The sequence below is a fragment of the Sphingomonas sp. SDUR79 genome (assembly GCF_056821745.1).
Genome location: NZ_JBPDIN010000001.1, coordinates 1566096 through 1581680 on the forward strand (window position 1 = coordinate 1566096; position 15585 = coordinate 1581680).

The 15585-nt window shown below is 66.5% G+C and carries 20 protein-coding genes; 2 read left to right on the plus strand and 18 right to left on the minus strand.

What is annotated here, in order from left to right:
- Window positions 1-83 precede the first annotated feature (83 nt).
- From rpsK to soxR, 6 genes are all read right to left on the minus strand, one after another.
- Window positions 84-473 carry a 30S ribosomal protein S11 gene (gene rpsK, locus ACRYLO_RS07530; protein WP_066579261.1) on the minus strand — a complete coding sequence of 130 codons (390 nt, stop codon included), beginning with the start codon at window positions 471-473 and terminating at the stop codon, window positions 84-86.
- Between the two features lie 58 nt (window positions 474-531).
- On the minus strand, window positions 532-900 hold the full coding sequence (rpsM, locus tag ACRYLO_RS07535) for a 30S ribosomal protein S13 (RefSeq protein ID WP_066659980.1): 369 nt from the start codon (window positions 898-900) through the stop codon (window positions 532-534).
- A 242-nt stretch (window positions 901-1142) separates the two neighbouring features.
- On the minus strand, window positions 1143-1658 hold the full coding sequence (locus tag ACRYLO_RS07540) for an SRPBCC family protein (protein ID WP_482659592.1): 516 nt from the start codon (window positions 1656-1658) through the stop codon (window positions 1143-1145).
- The gene (locus ACRYLO_RS07545) at window positions 1655-2983 is read right to left on the minus strand and encodes a DUF418 domain-containing protein (RefSeq protein ID WP_482659593.1); all 1329 of its coding nucleotides are present in this window, start codon (window positions 2981-2983) and stop codon (window positions 1655-1657) included. Before ACRYLO_RS07545 ends, ACRYLO_RS07540 begins: the two co-directional genes overlap by 4 nt.
- A gap of 60 nt (window positions 2984-3043) precedes the next feature.
- Window positions 3044-5257, minus strand: coding sequence for a S9 family peptidase (locus tag ACRYLO_RS07550; protein WP_482659594.1), 2214 nt, complete (start codon window positions 5255-5257; stop codon window positions 3044-3046).
- Window positions 5258-5317: 60 nt separating this feature from the next.
- Window positions 5318-5803, minus strand: coding sequence for a redox-sensitive transcriptional activator SoxR (gene soxR / locus ACRYLO_RS07555; protein WP_482659595.1), 486 nt, complete (start codon window positions 5801-5803; stop codon window positions 5318-5320).
- A gap of 73 nt (window positions 5804-5876) precedes the next feature.
- Here soxR and ACRYLO_RS07560 point away from each other — a divergent pair, with 73 nt between their 5' ends.
- Window positions 5877-6251: a VOC family protein gene (locus ACRYLO_RS07560; RefSeq protein WP_482659596.1), complete on the plus strand. Its 375-nt coding sequence runs from the start codon at window positions 5877-5879 to the stop codon at window positions 6249-6251.
- Window positions 6252-6374: 123 nt separating this feature from the next.
- On the opposite strand, the gene ACRYLO_RS07565 is transcribed toward ACRYLO_RS07560, so the two are convergent.
- The 6 genes from ACRYLO_RS07565 to ACRYLO_RS07590 all read right to left on the minus strand — a co-directional run bounded on the left by ACRYLO_RS07565 (window position 6375) and on the right by ACRYLO_RS07590 (window position 10527).
- Complete coding sequence (locus ACRYLO_RS07565; protein ID WP_482659597.1) at window positions 6375-8012, minus strand: cation:proton antiporter domain-containing protein; 1638 nt, start codon at window positions 8010-8012, stop codon at window positions 6375-6377.
- 214 nt (window positions 8013-8226) lie between these two features.
- A complete protein-coding gene (locus tag ACRYLO_RS07570; RefSeq protein WP_482659598.1) occupies window positions 8227-8619 on the minus strand; it encodes a hypothetical protein in 393 nt (130 codons plus the stop codon).
- Between the two features lie 90 nt (window positions 8620-8709).
- On the minus strand, window positions 8710-9102 hold the full coding sequence (rplS, locus tag ACRYLO_RS07575) for a 50S ribosomal protein L19 (protein ID WP_482659599.1): 393 nt from the start codon (window positions 9100-9102) through the stop codon (window positions 8710-8712).
- A 5-nt stretch (window positions 9103-9107) separates the two neighbouring features.
- Window positions 9108-9833, minus strand: coding sequence for a tRNA (guanosine(37)-N1)-methyltransferase TrmD (gene trmD / locus ACRYLO_RS07580; RefSeq protein WP_482659600.1), 726 nt, complete (start codon window positions 9831-9833; stop codon window positions 9108-9110).
- Window positions 9830-10219 (minus strand): PIN domain-containing protein, encoded by a 390-nt coding sequence (locus tag ACRYLO_RS07585; RefSeq protein WP_482659601.1) that lies wholly within the window; start codon window positions 10217-10219, stop codon window positions 9830-9832. The genes trmD and ACRYLO_RS07585 overlap by 4 nt, the downstream gene beginning before the upstream one ends.
- A complete protein-coding gene (locus tag ACRYLO_RS07590) occupies window positions 10216-10527 on the minus strand; it encodes an antitoxin (protein WP_482659602.1) in 312 nt (103 codons plus the stop codon). The genes ACRYLO_RS07585 and ACRYLO_RS07590 overlap by 4 nt, the downstream gene beginning before the upstream one ends.
- 43 nt (window positions 10528-10570) lie before the next feature.
- On the opposite strand from ACRYLO_RS07590, the gene ACRYLO_RS07595 reads away from it, so the two are divergent.
- Window positions 10571-11479: an NAD(P)/FAD-dependent oxidoreductase gene (locus tag ACRYLO_RS07595; RefSeq protein ID WP_482659603.1), complete on the plus strand. Its 909-nt coding sequence runs from the start codon at window positions 10571-10573 to the stop codon at window positions 11477-11479.
- A gap of 6 nt (window positions 11480-11485) precedes the next feature.
- Here the strand turns inward: ACRYLO_RS07595 and ACRYLO_RS07600 are convergent, their stop codons facing one another.
- The 6 genes from ACRYLO_RS07600 to rpsP form a co-directional block, all read right to left on the minus strand.
- Window positions 11486-11833 carry a hypothetical protein gene (locus tag ACRYLO_RS07600; protein ID WP_482659604.1) on the minus strand — a complete coding sequence of 116 codons (348 nt, stop codon included), beginning with the start codon at window positions 11831-11833 and terminating at the stop codon, window positions 11486-11488.
- A gap of 107 nt (window positions 11834-11940) precedes the next feature.
- Window positions 11941-13437, minus strand: a complete 1497-nt coding sequence (locus ACRYLO_RS07605) for a serine hydrolase domain-containing protein (RefSeq protein WP_482659605.1) — start codon at window positions 13435-13437, stop codon at window positions 11941-11943.
- A 49-nt stretch (window positions 13438-13486) separates the two neighbouring features.
- Window positions 13487-13987 carry an SRPBCC family protein gene (locus ACRYLO_RS07610; RefSeq protein WP_482659606.1) on the minus strand — a complete coding sequence of 167 codons (501 nt, stop codon included), beginning with the start codon at window positions 13985-13987 and terminating at the stop codon, window positions 13487-13489.
- The gene (locus ACRYLO_RS07615; RefSeq protein ID WP_482659607.1) at window positions 13984-14316 is read right to left on the minus strand and encodes an ArsR/SmtB family transcription factor; all 333 of its coding nucleotides are present in this window, start codon (window positions 14314-14316) and stop codon (window positions 13984-13986) included. The genes ACRYLO_RS07610 and ACRYLO_RS07615 overlap by 4 nt, the downstream gene beginning before the upstream one ends.
- Before the next feature lie 132 nt (window positions 14317-14448).
- Complete coding sequence (gene rimM, locus ACRYLO_RS07620) at window positions 14449-14967, minus strand: ribosome maturation factor RimM (RefSeq protein ID WP_482659608.1); 519 nt, start codon at window positions 14965-14967, stop codon at window positions 14449-14451.
- A 92-nt stretch (window positions 14968-15059) separates the two neighbouring features.
- Window positions 15060-15569, minus strand: coding sequence for a 30S ribosomal protein S16 (gene rpsP, locus ACRYLO_RS07625; protein WP_482659609.1), 510 nt, complete (start codon window positions 15567-15569; stop codon window positions 15060-15062).
- Between the last annotated feature and the right edge of the window lie 16 nt (window positions 15570-15585).

A 15585-nucleotide genomic window follows, 5' to 3' on the forward strand; every position in this document is an offset into this window, starting at 1 on the left:
GATGGGGGGTGCATCCTGCCAGTAGAGAGAACCGCCCCACCCCGGCCCGGCTTCCCGGACCGCAGATGAAGCGGAAAGGTAAATCAGACGCGGCGACGCTTCGACGGGCGAACGCCGTTGTGCGGGATCGAGGTCACGTCGCGGATCGACGTGATCTGGAAACCGACCGCCTGCAGCGCACGAAGCGCCGATTCGCGGCCCGAACCCGGACCCTTCACCTCGACCTCGAGCGTGCGGACGCCGTGCTCGGCAGCCTTGCGGCCCGCGTCCTCGGCAGCGACCTGGGCCGCATAGGGGGTCGACTTGCGCGAGCCCTTAAAGCCCATCATGCCGGCCGACGACCAGCTGATCGCATTGCCCTGGGCGTCCGTGATCGTGATCATGGTGTTGTTGAAGCTGGCGTTCACATGGGCGACGCCGGCGGTGATGTTCTTGCGTTCGCGACGGCGAAGACGCTGTGGTGCTTGTGCCATTGTTCAGTAATCCTTCGAAAATCGAAGCAGGCGGGCCGTCGTAAAACGGCCCAGCGGCTTACTTCTTCTTGCCGGCGATCGGCTTCGCCTTGCCCTTGCGGGTGCGGGCGTTGGTGTGCGTGCGCTGACCGCGAACCGGCAGGCCCTTGCGGTGACGCAGGCCACGATAGCAGGCCAGATCCATCAGACGCTTGATGTTCATCGCGGTCTGACGACGCAGATCGCCCTCGACCGTGTGGTCGGCGTCGATGGTCTCGCGGATCTGCAGCACTTCCGAATCGGTCAGGTCCTGCACGCGGCGCTCAACGGTGATGCCGAGCTTTTCGGTGATTTCCTTGGCCTTTGCCGGGCCGATGCCGTGGATATACTGAAGCGCGATCAGAACGCGCTTGTTGGTGGGCAAGTTAACGCCCGCAATACGTGCCATGAACCATATTCTCCCAGCTCCACGGGGCGTGCATGGCAGCATGCCCCATCTCGTCGCGTTGACCCGAAACGCATGCGCGCGGCAGACGTGCACGCACGCTGCCGTTGGCCGGTGTTTCGGAAGATGGGCGACATATTGACCGCAGCCCGCACTGTCAAGCGCCGGGTCGGGGTAAAAATCGGTTCGACTGCCATACACCAAAGCTGGGCAGCGGCCAAGCGGTCAGCATGGTGCCGATGGCCCTATTCGGCACGCTCCGCCGCCGCCTTGAGCCCCGGCATCTGCGCCGCAATCACGCCGTCGACCGGCGCGGCGAGCGTGGTGAGGCCGGCCGGGTGGAAGCCGCCGACGACATAAGTGACGGTGAGCGCCGTCCCCTGCCCCTCCGGCTTGAGTGCGAAGGTCATCGTCGCGGTGACGGCACCGCTTTGCAACGGACCGAACGCGCCCGACAGGCGCAGCGTCTTGCCGCGCACGGCATAGAGCGTGCGGCCATGTTCGACCGCGCCGCCGTCGAGCTTCTCGCACCAGCAGCCGCCGGGGCGCGTGTCCCAGCTGATGTTGGCGCTGTCGCCTGAGTAGGTGTGATCCTTGCTCCACCAGAGCGCAGGCCGCGCGATGGTGTCCCACACTTTTTCGGGCGGGGCGGCGATAACAAGCCGGTGGGTCGAGACGAAGGCGGTGGCGTCCGACTGCGTCAGCTCCGCCGAAGCCGGAGCTGCACAGAGCACCAGCGCAGCTGCAATGATCGGTTTCATGCCGTCGGTCCTTCCTCGGCCCCCCGCAGAAACGGTTGCCGCTTGACATAGGACAGGCTGCGCCACGCCCATTCGAGCGGACCATTGGCGAAGCGCAACACCCACAGATTGGCGACCACCACGCACAGGGCAATCACGCCGGTCGCGATCCAGAATTGCGTCGCCCAGCCGAACTTGCCCCACAGACCAAGGCCATAGGGCGCAAACAGGATATGCAGCCCGATAATCTGCTGCAGGAAATAGAGCGAGAAGGCGGTGCGCCCGCACGCCTTGAACGGCGCGAGGATGCTGCGCCCCACTGCAACCTTGAACAACAGGTTGATCAGCGCGACATGGCCGATGCTGGTCGCGATCCGCGCCGCTTCGACCGTGATCCAGATCGTTTTGGGATAAGGTGCAAAGCTGCTGATCTCGAGCGCTCCGAAGTAACGGGCGGTCAGGCCGAAGCCATAGGCGCATGCGAGCAGCACGGCATAAAATCGCGCACTACGCAGGCCCTGGATCACGCCCCATTTCCACAGCGCGATGCCGATCAGCATCACGCAGAACGCCTCGATCACCATGATCAGAAGCAACCCCTTGCCGATGAAGAAGCTAACCCAGTTGCTCCACATATATTGGGCATAGGGCAGCCAGCCACCCGAATAGGCCTGACGCTCCTTCTCCAGCGCCTTCTGCGTTTCGGCGTTCGGCTTGAAGCGGTCGAGCTTCTTCTGCCACTCGGCCAGTGCCTTTTTATGATCGGCGGAGAGCGCCGCCCCCTTGGCCTGCTGTGCCTGCGCCGCCTCGACCCGCGCAACCAGCGCAGTGCGCCCGCTATATTCAATCGCACCGGTGACCGCAGTGAACAGCGCGAACAGACAGCCGAGCCCGAGCAGCAGGCGCGGCCCGAGCAGGCGGAAGGGGAAGAGGAACAGCGAGGCGAGCGCGTAGGTGGTGAGGATATCGCCGACCCACAGGACGAGAAAGATGTTGAGCAGGCCGAAGACGAGCAGCCACAGGGTGCGGCGCATGAAGAGGTCGGCGACCGCGACCGGACCCTCTGGGTGCATCGCCCGTGCCGTCAGCACCATGAAGCCGGCCCCGAACAGCAGTTCCAGCACCCCGCGCTGGGTTCCTTCAAGCAGGGTCTGGACCCAGATCCAGGTGGTGCGATCCGCCGCGGTCCAGCCGATCGCCCGAAAATCGCCGAACAGCGCCGTCACCGACGATGCCTGAAAACCGATGTTCATGTAGAAGATCAGCAGGATCGCGAGTCCGCGCAACACGTCGAGAATCTCGATCCGCGCGCGGCCCGCGACCGGTGCTACAACTGCTTGCTCCACCACGACTCGCCCCCGCCCCGTGAAGGCGCGAGGGTGATGCGTGGCCGACTACCGGTCAATTCATTTCGCGGGCGGCGAATCCTTGCCCATCCGCCGGTCGAGGAAGTTGAGGATCGTGGTCCACAGATGCACGCTGATGCCCGGCCCGGCGACGCGATGGGTCTGGCCGGGGTAGAGCATCGTTTCGAACGGCACTGCCGCGCCCTGCATCTTTGCCATCATCACGGTCGAATGCTCGAGCACGACATTGTCGTCGGCCATGCCGTGGATCAGCAGCAGCGGATCGGTGATCTTTGTGGCGTCAGCGACGGTGTTCGCCTTGTCATAGGCCGCCTGCACCTGGCGCGGGTCGCCCATGTAGCGCTCGGTATAATGGGTGTCGTACAGCTCCCATTTGCTGACCGGCGCGCCGGAGATTCCGGCCGCGAAGGTGCCGGGCGCGGCCTGGAGCATCTTGAGCGTCATATAGCCGCCATAGGACCAGCCATAGGTGGCGATGCGGCCCGCATCGACGAAGTCGAGGGTCTTGAGATAGGCGGCGCCGGCGAGCTGATCCTCGACCTCGACCCCGCCCATGGCCTGGTAGAGATGATCCTCGAACGCCTTGCCGCGATTGGCCGCGCCGCGATTGTCGAGCACGAACCAGATATAGCCGCGATCGACCAGATATTGCTGGAGCGCGCCGCCCCATGCGCGGCTCACCTGCTGCGAATGCGGGCCGCCATAGTGATGGAAGAAGACGGGGTATTTCTTGCCCGGCTCAAGCTTGGGCGTGATCATCTCCCAGTGGAGGACGGTGCCGTCGGCGGCCTTGATGGTGCCGAACTGCTTTTGCTGATGGCTGGCGAGATAGGGGGCGTAGGGGTGGTCGCCCGCGACCTTGTTCTCATTGACCCAGGCGAGGCGCTTGCCCGTCGCGTCGGTCAGCATGACCTGGGCCGGCTGGTCGCTCTTGGAGCGGGTGAGGATGATCTTGCTGGCGGTGCCGTTGGCGCTGGCGCCGTGCCACCAGCCGGGTTCGGTGATGCGGGTGACGGTGCCGGGCTTGTTGAGGTTGACGGTGTAGAGGTGGCGTTCGAGCACGCCGTCCTTGTTGCCGGTGAAGGTGATGCGGCCGCTCGCCTCATCCACCCCGACGATGTCGGCGACTTCCCAATCGCCCTTGGTCAGCTGCGTCCACTTGCCCGATTTGAAGCGGTAGAGATGACCGTGGCCGTCGCGCTCCGACCACCAGATCAGGCTGCCATCCTTCATCGGGTGATAGGCGTCGGACAGGTTGATCCAGCTGCGTTCGCCCGACTTCTCGCTGAACAGCACGCGCGACGCGCCGGTCGCGGGATCGACGGCGAGCATGTCGAGCACCGTCTGTGCGCGGTTCTGGCGCTGGACGAGCAGGGTCTTGCCATCGGGCGTCCAGTCGACGCGGGCGAGGTAGATGTCGCTTTCGGTGCCAAGGTCGACCTTGACCCGGCCCGAGCCGTCCGGGTTCATCACATAGAGGTCGACCAGCACGTTCGCGGTGCCCGCCTTGGGATAGCGCTGGTCATAGATCTTGGTGCCCTCCGCCCCGATCGCGGCGCGGCTGACGATGCCGACGGGGCTTTCGTCGAAACGCTGAACGGCGATGCGCTTGTCGTCGGGCGACCACCAGTAACCGGTGCGGCGGCCCATTTCTTCCTGCGCGACGAACTCGGCCTCGCCGAAATAGACGGTGCCAGCGCCCTCAGTCGTCGCCTTGACCTCCTTGGCCGTTGCGATGTCGAGGACGACGAGATTCTGGTCGCGGACGAAGCTGGCAAAGCCGCCGCGCGGGCTGATCACCGGGTTGAGCTCACCGCCCTCGGTCGCGGTCAGGCGGCGGACATTGCCGTCGAGCGTGGCGAGATAAAGGTCGCCGTCGAGCGGCACGAGGATCGACTTGCCGTCGGGCGCCCAGTCATAGGCGACGATGCCCTTGCTGCCGCCGATGCGCGCGCGCTCGCGCTGCATCTTTTCCGCTTCGGACAGTTCCGCGCCGGTGCCGAGTTTCAGACTGTCCACCAGCATCCGCCATTGCCCGGTGGCGGTGTCCATCGCCCACAGGTCGAAGCGCTGATTGTCGTCGGGGCGGTTGCGCAGCACCGTCACCAGCGTGCCATCGGGCGACAGGCGCAGCGCGCGCGGCGTGGTGCCGGCGAGGTCGGGACTGGCGAAGACGCGTTCGAGCGTCAGATCGCTGCCCGCCACCTGCTGTGCCTCAACCGGCATCGCCACCCCCGCCGACAACAACGCCATCGCGCCCAACGCCGCTTTCCACATCCTGCAAACCGTCCATCGTTATCACTGTGCCCACGCCTATCGGGCTTCCCGGGGGCGAGGTAAAGTCTCGGCGGCAACCGCGTCGCTCAGCACGTAGCGCGGCCCCGTGCCGCTAAACGCTGCTTCGTCGCCCGGATTGTAGAGACCGCATTTCTTGAGCGACAGGCAGCCGCAGCCGATGCAGCCGTCCAGCTTCTCGCGCGTACGCTCCAGCAGCGCGATGCGGCGATCGATCTCGGCGCGGAAATGGCGGCTGATGCGCGTCCAGTCGGCCGCAGTCGGGGTGCGACCGTGCGGCAGGCGCTTCAGCTCGGTCGCAATCTCCTCGATCGTCAGCCCAAGCTTCTGCGCGATCAGCGCAAAGGACAGGCGGCGGATGTCAGAGCGCAGGAAGCGGCGCTGATTACCGCTGGTGCGGATCGGCGCGACCAGCCCCTTGCCCTCGTAAAAGCGGATCGCCGACACGCTGAGGCCCGTGCGTGCCGCAAGGTCGCCGATGGTGAGCAGTTCGTTGCCGCGCATTTTCCGTTTGACCTCAACTTAAGTTGAGGTTGTAGTGGAACCGGGCACTCACGCAAACCGCAAAGGAACCGCGATGCCCACGACCTTTATCGAACACGCCAACCTGACCGTTACCAGCCCCGCACGCACCGCGAAGCTGATCCAGCATCTGTTCGGCTGGCACATCCGCTGGCAGGGCGCGGCGCGCGACGGCGGCACGTCGATCCATGTCGGCGACGACCGCAGCTACCTCGCGCTCTACGCCCCGCCGGTCGAGGCCGAGCGGCGCTATCCCAAGGGCCAGCCGCTCAACCATGTCGGCTTCGTCGTCGACGATCTGGATGCAGTGGAGGCCAAGGTCGCGGCGGCTGGGCTCAAGCCGTTCGGCCATGACGATTATGAGCCGGGGCGGCGGTTCTACTTTTTCGACTTTGACGGGATCGAGTTCGAGATTGTGAGCTACGGGTGACCCAAGGGCGTCATCCCCGCGAAAGCGGGGACCCATCTCCCAAGCTATCCCGCACGACAGCCGTAGTGGCGAGAGGAAACTGCAGGAGATGGGTCCCCGCTTTCGCGGGGATGACGATAGAGGTTACCCCCGAGCCGCCCGCGCCGCGCACAGGCTGAGCATGCGGCTGGCGATCTCGCGCTCGCCGACCACGACATCACCCGCGCCGCGCGCTTCGAGATGCTCGACTTCAGCGTCCGAATGCGCGCGCGCGACGATGGCGATGCCGGGGTTGAGTTCGCGCGCTGCCTGGACGACCGCGCCGCCCTCGAACCCATGGGGGATCGCGATCAGCAGCTTTGCCGCGCGATCGACCCCGGCGGCCTTCAGCGCCTCGGGATCGACGCCGTTGCCGCGCACGACGTCGAGCCCCGCCCCCTTCGCGACATTGGCGATGTCCGCCTGATCCTCGATCAGGATGAACGGGCGCTTCCTCGCCAGCAGGTCGCGCGCGATCAGCTTGCCGACCCGGCCATAGCCGACCAGCACGATATGGCCCGTGCGGTCGCCGGTATCGAGCGGCGGTTCGATCGGGTCGGTCTGTTCCTGCCGGCGCGGGACGAAGGCGTTGAAGATGAACGGGTTGGCGAGGATCGACAGCAAAGCGCCCGCCAGCACCAGATCGCGCCCCTCCGGCGGCAGTATCTGCAGCGACACGCCCAGCCCCACCAGGATGAACGAGAATTCGCCGATCTGGGCGAGGCTGGCGGCGGCGGTCACCGCGATGCGGTGCGTGCGACCGAGCGCGCGGACGATGGCATAGGCGACCAGCGACTTGCCGACCACGATGATCAGGAAGGTCGCGATCAGCGGCAGCGGCTGCTCCACGATCACCGCCGGATTGAACAACATGCCGACCGACACGAAGAACAGCACCGCGAACGCATCGCGCAGCGGCAGCGTCTCTTCGGTCGCCTGACGGCTGAGCGGTGTTTCGCCGAGGATCATTCCCGCGAAGAAAGCGCCGAGCGCGAAGGACACGTCGAACACCACCGCCGCACCGAATGCGACCCCGAGCGCGATGGCCAGGACGGCGAGGCGGAACAGCTCCCGCGACCCGGTATGCACGACCCAGTGCAGCGCCATCGGGATCAACCGGCGCGCGACCAGCAGCATGACGACGAGGAAGCCGGTGACCTTGAACCCGATCTGCGCCAGCGGGACGAGCAGAGCGCTCCAGGTCATCGGGCCGTCGCTCGTCACCACCTGCGCCAGCACCGGGAGCAGCACCAGCGCGAGCACCATCACCAGATCCTCGACGATCAGCCAGCCCACCGCGATGCGACCGCGTTCGGTATCGACAATGCCAAAGCCCTGAAGGCCCCGCAGCAGCACCACGGTGCTCGCGACCGACAAAGCAAGGCCGAAGACGAACCCAGCGAGCGGGTCCCAGCCCAGCGTCCAGGACAGGCCCATCCCCATCACCACCGCGGCGGCGATCTGGCCAATCGCTCCGGGCACCGCGATCTTGCGCACCGCGAGCAGGTCGCGGAGCGAGAAATGCAGGCCGACGCCGAACATCAGCAGGATGACGCCGATCTCGGCCAGTTCGGCGGCAAGGTTGCCGTCGGCGACGAAGCCCGGCGTGAACGGCCCGACCATGATCCCGGCGAGCAGATAGCCGGCGATCGGCGAAACCCTCAACTTGTGGGCGATCGCCCCCATGATGAAGGCGATGACGAGTCCGGCCACGATCGTGGCGATAAGCGGTGTGTGGTGCATAGGCTGGCAGCTGTCCCGGTTGTGGCCCGGACCGTAACGTACGGCCCGGGCAGTGCGTTCAGCCGCTGGTGCCGCCGATCACGAGCGCCGCAGCCGCCGTGCTGGCCGCCACTCCACTCCAGACGATCGGCGCAAACCACCAGGGCTGCCGTTTGTCGTGCGCATTGTTCATGACATCTCTCCTGAAACCGCGCCGGAGCGCGAACGGGGAATGTCAGGCGGTGGGTGGGCCGCGCGGGCTGCCGACACGCGGTGGGTGAGACGGGCTGACGGGGACGGACGCGACGGCGGAGGGGTGCGCGTCGATGCCATCGGGGGCCGCGACGATCAGCGGTATTGCCGTGCCGGAGAGCGTGGCGTTACCCGCTCCAGCTACGGGATCGGGGTCGGGGCGCACATTGGGTGCCACGACCCGCGGTGCGGGCCGCAGCGGGCGGAGCGCTTCAACCATGGTTGCCGGGTTGAACGCCGAGCCAAACGCCACGGTGCGCGGCGGGCCGCTGCTGAGCAGGGACGATGCCAGTGCGACGAGCAGGGCGATCCACAGCGCCGCCGCCCGGACTGACCGGGACTCTTGGGCGAGGAAGGCAATGGAGCGGGCTGTCACCCGTTCAACTTAGTGTCGCGTGGTCCGGAATCAAACGGGGCGCGGAAGCTTTCGCCCCCGCGCCCCGCGCTTGTTCCTGCCGAAGGCCGATTACTCGGCGGCGGTGGTCGCCTTGGCCGGACGCGGGTCACGGCGTTCGGCGATACGCGCCGACTTGCCGGTGCGGCCACGCAGATAATAGAGCTTGGCACGACGCACGACGCCGCGACGGACGACTTCGATGCTGTCGATGTTCGGCGAATAGAGCGGGAAGACGCGCTCGACGCCCTCACCGAACGAAATCTTGCGAACGGTGAAGTTGCTGCCCATGCCCTTGTTGGCGCGGGCGATGCAGACGCCTTCATAGGCCTGAACGCGGGTGCGCTCGCCTTCGACGACCTTCACGCCGACGCGCAGCGTGTCACCGGGACGGAATTCGGGGATCTTCTTGTCGGCAGAGAACTTTGCAACATTCTCGGCCTCGATCTGCTGGAGCAGGTTCATGGCTCTCATTCCTTTTCGTGCCGCGCGCCAGAGGGAGACTGGACCCGAGCGCCCTCATGGCGCTCCCAAAGATCCGGCCTCCTTAGCCGTGTATCGGTCTCGGCCTGTTGCTTTCGCCAGGCCGCGATCCGCGCATGATCCCCCGATCGCAGCACTTGCGGGATCATCCGCCCTTCCCATTCGACGGGTCGGGTAAATTGCGGATATTCGAGGAGGCCGCTTTCGAAGCTTTCCTCGACTCCGCTGGAAGGCGCGCCCATTACGCCGGGAAGCAGCCGAATGCAAGCGTCGAGCAGCACCAGCGCGCCCATCTCTCCGCCCGACAGGACATAGTCGCCGATCGACACCTGTTCGATCGGGCGCGCGTCGAACAGCCGTTCGTCAAACCCCTCGAACCGGCCGCACAGGATCGACACGCCGGGACCGGCGGCGAGCGCGCGCACCCGGTCCTGCGTCAGCGGCGCGCCGCGCGGGGTCATCGCCAGCATCGGGCGGTCGTAGCCGACACTGTCACAGGCGGCGGCGAGGATATCGGGCTTGAGCACCATCCCCGCCCCGCCCCCGGCTGGCGTGTCGTCGACGGTGCGATGCCTGTCGGTGGCAAAGTCGCGGATCTGGACGGTGTCGAGGCTCCATTTCCCCTCGCTCAACGCGCGCCCGGCGATCGAATGGCCGAGCGGGCCGGGAAACATGTCCGGGTAGAGGGTCAAGACGGTGGCGGCGAAGGTCATCGGGTCCAGTTTTCCACTTTGAGACCCGGCACATCGGCGAAGTCACGTTCGTTGTTGGTCACCAGCAGCAAGCCACGCGAGCGGGCGTGTGCTGCGATCAGCCGGTCGAAGCTTCGGCGCCGCACGCCAACCTGTCGGACGATATCGGCATAGTCCTCAGCAGCAGCGGCATCGAAGTCGAGCAAAGTGAGTGAGTGGATCAGCAGATCGAGCCGCCGGGCATCGGTCGGGTCCGCCCCCGGTGCCTTCGCTCCGACCCGCAATTCGGCCAGCGTCACCGCCGAGATCGCGATGCCGCCCTCAAACGCCTCTCCCAGCCGGTCGCGCAGCCGATCGCTGCGCGCCTTGGCGAAGTCGATACAGGCATTGGTGTCGAGCATGATCATGCGGCGCGATCCGGTGCCGATCCGCTCCAGTCGCGCTCCTCTTGCTCGGTGTCGCCGCGGCCATCCGCCATGAACCCGTCGGAGAAGGCTCCGTACAGGCTGAGGAACACGCGCTTGGCCGAACCGCTCGGCCAGAAGGAGAAGCTGCCATCGGCATGCGGCACGATCGTCACCTCGTCGCCATCGCTCAGCCCGAGCGCCTTGGGCAGGCGCAGCGCGACCGAATTGCCCGATTTGAACGTGCGGGTTTTGAACTCGTCACCCATATGCGCCTCCGTATAGTCCGAATGTATATACATTCGCGTCATCGGCTTCAAGGAACCTACCCGCCCCCGCCGCGCTATGGCGGTCATGGAAGACTGTATCATCGTCGGCGCTGGGCCGGCTGGACTGACGGCGGCGATCTATCTGGCGCGCTATCACCTGTCGATCCGGCTGTTCGATTGCGGGTCGAGCCGCGCGGCGTTGATCCCGCGCACGCACAACCATGCCGGCTATCCCGAGGGGATCGAGGGGGTCGAGCTGTTGCGGCGAATGCTGGCGCAGGCGGAGCTGTATGGCGCGGTGCGCGAGCCGGCCAAGGTGACGCGGGTCGAGCCGGTCGCGGAGGGCTTTATCGTCCATTCGGGCGAGCGGCGGGTGGCGACACGCTCGGTGCTGCTGGCGACCGGGGTGGTCAATCACCGGCCCGAGGGGCTGGCGGATGCGGTGCATGATCCGGCGCTGGCGCGTGGGCTGCTGCGCTATTGCCCGGTGTGCGATGGCTATGAGGTGACCGACAAGCGCGTCGGCGTGATCGGGACCGGCGATCATGGGATGCGCGAGGCGCTGTTCCTGCGCGGCTTTACCCGCGACGTGACGCTGATCGCGCCGGATGTAGAGCATCGGCTGGATGCGGCGTGGCTCGCCAAGCTGGAGGAAGCGGGAATCGCGCGGGTGGATGGGCCGTGCGGGGGCTATGCGATCGAGGGGGATCGGATAGCGCTGGATACCGCGCAGGGGCGGATGGCCTTCGACAGCATCTACCCGGCGCTGGGGTCGCGCATCCGCTCCGACCTGGCGGTGGCGGCGGGCGCGGCGGCGACGGTGGAGGGCTGTCTTGAGGTGGACGACCACCAACGCACCAGCATCCCCGGCCTGTTCGCGGCGGGCGACGTGGTCAAGGGGCTGGACCAGATCAGCAACGCGATGGGTCAGGCGGGCGTCGCGTCGACGACGATCCGGAATATGCTGAGCGCGCAGCGGGCGATTTGGCGGTAGTGCGGCCTAACGCTCGCCGGCCGCAGCGCACGAAATCTCGGTCTGGAAAGCCGTCGGCAATGTGAGCGAGAGGCCTCCGACATAGCCCGCAACAGTCAGCACTGTGCCAACAAACAGCAGCAGACGCTGAGCGCGCGTGCCGACGACCGTGACATAGGCTCCCGTGATGCCAAAGAGAGCGAAGAACGGAGCTGCGATCCACCAATGCACCTCCTGCGGGGTGCTGCATTCGGATGCGATGGGGATTGAGGCGGTGAATCCAGCGGTAGTCAGGGCCACACCGGCGACGATGACCGCGATCCATCCCTTGGCTGTATTGCGGTTTGGCAAGGTCTCGGCTCCGAAGGTTGGCAAGCGCCACCTGTTTACTTGTCGCCCCGGGCTTGACCCGGGGCAAGGCTTCTTTCTCGAGGTCAAAGAGACAGCCCAGCCCCGGCTCAAGGCCGGGGCGACGGTGGGGGTTAGTCGGGTCGCGGCGCGAACCGCAGCGCCTGGATCGTAGGCGGGTTGGTCGGGGCCATGAGGATCTGGCCGTCGAGCTTCCCCTTGGCGCAGTTCCAGCGGAAGGCGGTGGTGAGGTTGCCGGTTGCAAACAGCGGTTCGGCGGTGGCGCAGTCACCGACCAGCCCCTTGATCCGCGCGAATTCTACCCGCCAGTGCGCGGCGTCGCGGTCCATCAGGAAGTTCATCGCGAGCTTGCCGTCGAGCGGCTTTAGGTCGCCGGCGGCATAGGCGGCGCGGGCGGCGTCGTGCATTTGCGCCAATAGCGGATTGAGCGGCACCGCGCGGGGGTCCGCCGCTCCGGCCCGCGCCAAGGACCAGAGCGACTGCCATACCGGCACGGCGGGGGCGGTATAGGTCTTGTTGGTGAAGGCGAAGGCGGCGATGCCGCGCTCCGGCACCAACACGACATAGCTGCCATAGCCGGGATAGCCGCCACCATGCTCCAGCGCGACGCCGAGGTCGCAGTCGCTGGTGATCCGCAGGCCCATGCCATAGGCGGTGCCGTGCTTGCACGTGTCGCCCTCCGGCGCACCGCGTCGCGGCCCGACGCGGACGAAGTTGAGGCCCTGCACCATTTCCCGCACCGTGGCGCGCTTGACCGGGCCGGTCTCGGCGCCGTCGCGCGGGGGCCAGGCCGACAGCAAGAAGCCGACCCATTTGCCATAGTCATTGGCGGTGGTGATCATCCCGCCCATCGCCCCGAATGCGCCGTCACGCATCTCCGGCTCGGCCACCCACTTTTCGTCCTCCCAGCGATAGCCGAGCGCGAACTTGTCGCGCGGCACCTGCGCGATGTCATAGGTGGTCGCGGTCATGCCGAGCGGCTTGAGGATCGTGCGGCCGATATAGGCCTGATACGGCTCACCCGAGGCGTTGGTGATGATGCGGCCGAGCAGCGCATAGCCATAGTTGGAATATTCGTGCGCCATCCCGCCGGTACGGCTCCACGGCACGCCCTGCGCGATCATCGCACTGAACTGCGCCTCGCTCAGCACCTGTTGCCGGTCGCCCCAGGGATCGTCGGTGACCATGCCGCCGACATGCGCGAGCAGGTCGCGAATGCGGATGCGCGGGCTGTCGCTGGTCGGGTATTTCCAGCCGCGCATTTCAGGGATGTGCTGTTCGGCCAGGTCGTCGAGGGCCAGCCGCCCCTCGTCGCGCAATTTCAGGATCGCGAGCGCGGTAAACGCCTTGCTCATCGACGCGATGCGGAAGCGGGTGTCGAGCGTGACCGGCGCGCCGCCGAGGGTCTGCGTCCCGACCATCGCAGACAGCGCCGGCTTGCCGTCCTTGATGACCATATAGACCATGCCGGGGGTCGGGTTCTGGTCGCGATATTTGGCGAAATGATCGCCGATCTCGGTGACCTGAGCGGGCGGGATCTGGCCCGCTGGGGTCTGGGCGAGCGCGGGCAGCGGGGCGAGCGCGAGGGCGGCGGCGAGGCGGAGCTTCATGGCGCGCAGCCAACCAGAATTCCGCCCCGCACGCAAACCCCTGCGCGCGTTACGCCGCGAGGTAGCTGTCGAGCTTGTCGAAGCTGCCGCTCCAGCCACCGGTCATCGATTCCATCGCCGCGACGAAGCTGGCCGCCTGCTCGGCGGTCGGATCAATCGGGATCCAGCGCAGGGTGATGCGCGTGCCGCCCGCGACCGCCTCGAACCGGATATCGGTGCGCAGCGTCGCGGGCCAGGCGTCGAAGAACGGGCATGGCACGATGTTGCCGTCGGCATCGGCGAAGCTCTGATCATAGACGAGGTGGTCGGGGCGATCGACCGTGCGATAGTCGCACAGCGTGTGGAGCACACTGCCATCCGCCGCGTCCGAGCGGGCGTGCAGCGTTGCACCGGTCGCGATGGTGCCGCTGAGCACCGTCACCCGCGTCCCCTCCGGCCCTGACCAGCGCGCCATCTGCACCGGGTCGGCCCAGGCGTCGAACACGCGGTCGAGCGGGGCGGCGAAGGTGCGCTGGATGGTGAATTCGGGGGTCACGGCGGCGTCGGTCATGCGGGGTCTCCAGTGTTGAGCGTGGCGAGATAGGCGTCGAGGCGGTCGAACTTGGCATCCCAGTCGGCACCGAGCCGGTCGAGCCAGTCGGCGGCAAGCGCGAGCGCGGCGCGGTTGAGACGGCGCGGGCGCGACTGGCCGGCGGTGGCGGTTTCGACGAAACCGGCGCGTTCGAGCACCTTGAGATGCTTGGAAATGGCGGGCTGACTGACCGCGAACGGTGCGGCGAGTTCGGACACCGTGGCCTCCCCCTTTGCCAGCCGTGCGAGGATCGCGCGGCGGGTGGGGTCGGCCAGGGCGGCGAAGGCTAGATCGAGCGACTCATCCATATCCGTATAGATATATAACTTACTGGATATGTAAAGCGCATTGCTTACGCCCAGGGTGATGCGCAGCCGCCCTCGCCGCGTCGAGCGCGCTTAAGGCACTGAGTACATCGGAATTATTCGAGCCGGCTCGCTCTATTCCGCCCAGCCGTCGGCGATGGTGAGCGTGTTCGCGTCCCATGCGGGCACCGCTTCTGCGCGCATCGGGACCATGAAGCGCTTGCCGTCGGGTTTTTCGATTTCGAGCACATCGCCCGCGCCGAAATTTTCAACCGTCACGATCGTGCCGATCGGGTCGCCGCTTTCCGCGACGACGGACAGGCCGAGCAGGTCGGCGTGGTAATATTCGCCCTCGCCCAGCGGCGGGAGTTCGGCGCGTGCGACGGTGAGTTCGGTGCCGCGCAGCGCTTCGGCCGCGTTGCGGTCGGCGACTTCGGCAAAGCGCGCGATTGCGCCATTATTGCCGGGGCGCACCGATTTGAGCGTCAGCGCACCGCCGTTGAAGCGGCGGTGCACCGACAGATCTTCGGCAAAGACCTTGAGGCGGACCTCCCCCGTCACGCCGTGCGCGCCGATGATGACGGCGAGCGTGACGGGCAGGTCTCCCCTCCCGCTTGCGGGAGGGGTCGGGGGAGGGCTTGTCTCAGGCGGCATCGCGGGCGGACATGCCCTCCCCTAGCCCCTCCCGCAAGCGGGAGGGGAATGATTGAGCGCCCCTCCCGCAAGCGGGAGGGGGACTTGATAGATCAGCCCTCGGCCTTTTCTTCGCCAGCTTCGGCAGCCGGAGCTTCCTCGGTGGTCGCTTCTTCAGCTGCCGGAGCTTCTTCAGCGGCTGCTTCTTCAGCGGCGGGCTCTTCGGCCGGAGCAGCAGCGGCGGCTTCGGCAGCGGCCTTGGCTTCGGCGGCGGCTTCCTCGGCGGCCTTCAGCTTCTCAGCCTTTTCCTCGGCGCGCTCGACGGCCTTCTCGCCCGGCTTGCCCTTGTTCGGGTTGTTCTTGGCAGCGCGCTCCTTGACGCCGGTGACGTCGAGGAAGCGGGCGACGCGGTCGGTCGGCTGCGCGCCGACGCTCAGCCAATGCTTCGCACGATCGGTGTCGAGGATGATGCGCTTCTCGTCATCCTTGGCGAGCAGCGGGTTGTAGGTGCCGATCTTCTCGATGAACTTGCCGTCGCGGGGCGAGCGCGCATCGGCAACGACGATGCGGTAATAAGGGCGCTTCTTCGAACCGCCACGCGACAGACGCATGCTGAGAGCCATTTAATCTTCCTTCTGT

Coding starts and splice junctions, on each gene's coding strand:
- rpsK (WP_066579261.1), bottom strand. CDS start 473: ATGGCACAAGCACCACAGCGTCTTCGCCGTCGCGAACGCAAGAACATC.
- rpsM (WP_066659980.1), bottom strand. CDS start 900: ATGGCACGTATTGCGGGCGTTAACTTGCCCACCAACAAGCGCGTTCTG.
- ACRYLO_RS07540 (WP_482659592.1), bottom strand. CDS start 1,658: ATGAAACCGATCATTGCAGCTGCGCTGGTGCTCTGTGCAGCTCCGGCT.
- ACRYLO_RS07550 (WP_482659594.1), bottom strand. CDS start 5,257: ATGGCGTTGTTGTCGGCGGGGGTGGCGATGCCGGTTGAGGCACAGCAG.
- soxR (WP_482659595.1), bottom strand. CDS start 5,803: ATGCGCGGCAACGAACTGCTCACCATCGGCGACCTTGCGGCACGCACG.
- ACRYLO_RS07560 (WP_482659596.1), top strand. CDS start 5,877: ATGCCCACGACCTTTATCGAACACGCCAACCTGACCGTTACCAGCCCC.
- ACRYLO_RS07565 (WP_482659597.1), bottom strand. CDS start 8,012: ATGCACCACACACCGCTTATCGCCACGATCGTGGCCGGACTCGTCATC.
- rplS (WP_482659599.1), bottom strand. CDS start 9,102: ATGAACCTGCTCCAGCAGATCGAGGCCGAGAATGTTGCAAAGTTCTCT.
- trmD (WP_482659600.1), bottom strand. CDS start 9,833: ATGACCTTCGCCGCCACCGTCTTGACCCTCTACCCGGACATGTTTCCC.
- ACRYLO_RS07585 (WP_482659601.1), bottom strand. CDS start 10,219: ATGATCATGCTCGACACCAATGCCTGTATCGACTTCGCCAAGGCGCGC.
- ACRYLO_RS07590 (WP_482659602.1), bottom strand. CDS start 10,527: ATGACGCGAATGTATATACATTCGGACTATACGGAGGCGCATATGGGT.
- ACRYLO_RS07595 (WP_482659603.1), top strand. CDS start 10,571: ATGGAAGACTGTATCATCGTCGGCGCTGGGCCGGCTGGACTGACGGCG.
- ACRYLO_RS07605 (WP_482659605.1), bottom strand. CDS start 13,437: ATGAAGCTCCGCCTCGCCGCCGCCCTCGCGCTCGCCCCGCTGCCCGCG.
- ACRYLO_RS07610 (WP_482659606.1), bottom strand. CDS start 13,987: ATGACCGACGCCGCCGTGACCCCCGAATTCACCATCCAGCGCACCTTC.
- ACRYLO_RS07615 (WP_482659607.1), bottom strand. CDS start 14,316: ATGGATGAGTCGCTCGATCTAGCCTTCGCCGCCCTGGCCGACCCCACC.
- rimM (WP_482659608.1), bottom strand. CDS start 14,967: ATGCCGCCTGAGACAAGCCCTCCCCCGACCCCTCCCGCAAGCGGGAGG.
- rpsP (WP_482659609.1), bottom strand. CDS start 15,569: ATGGCTCTCAGCATGCGTCTGTCGCGTGGCGGTTCGAAGAAGCGCCCT.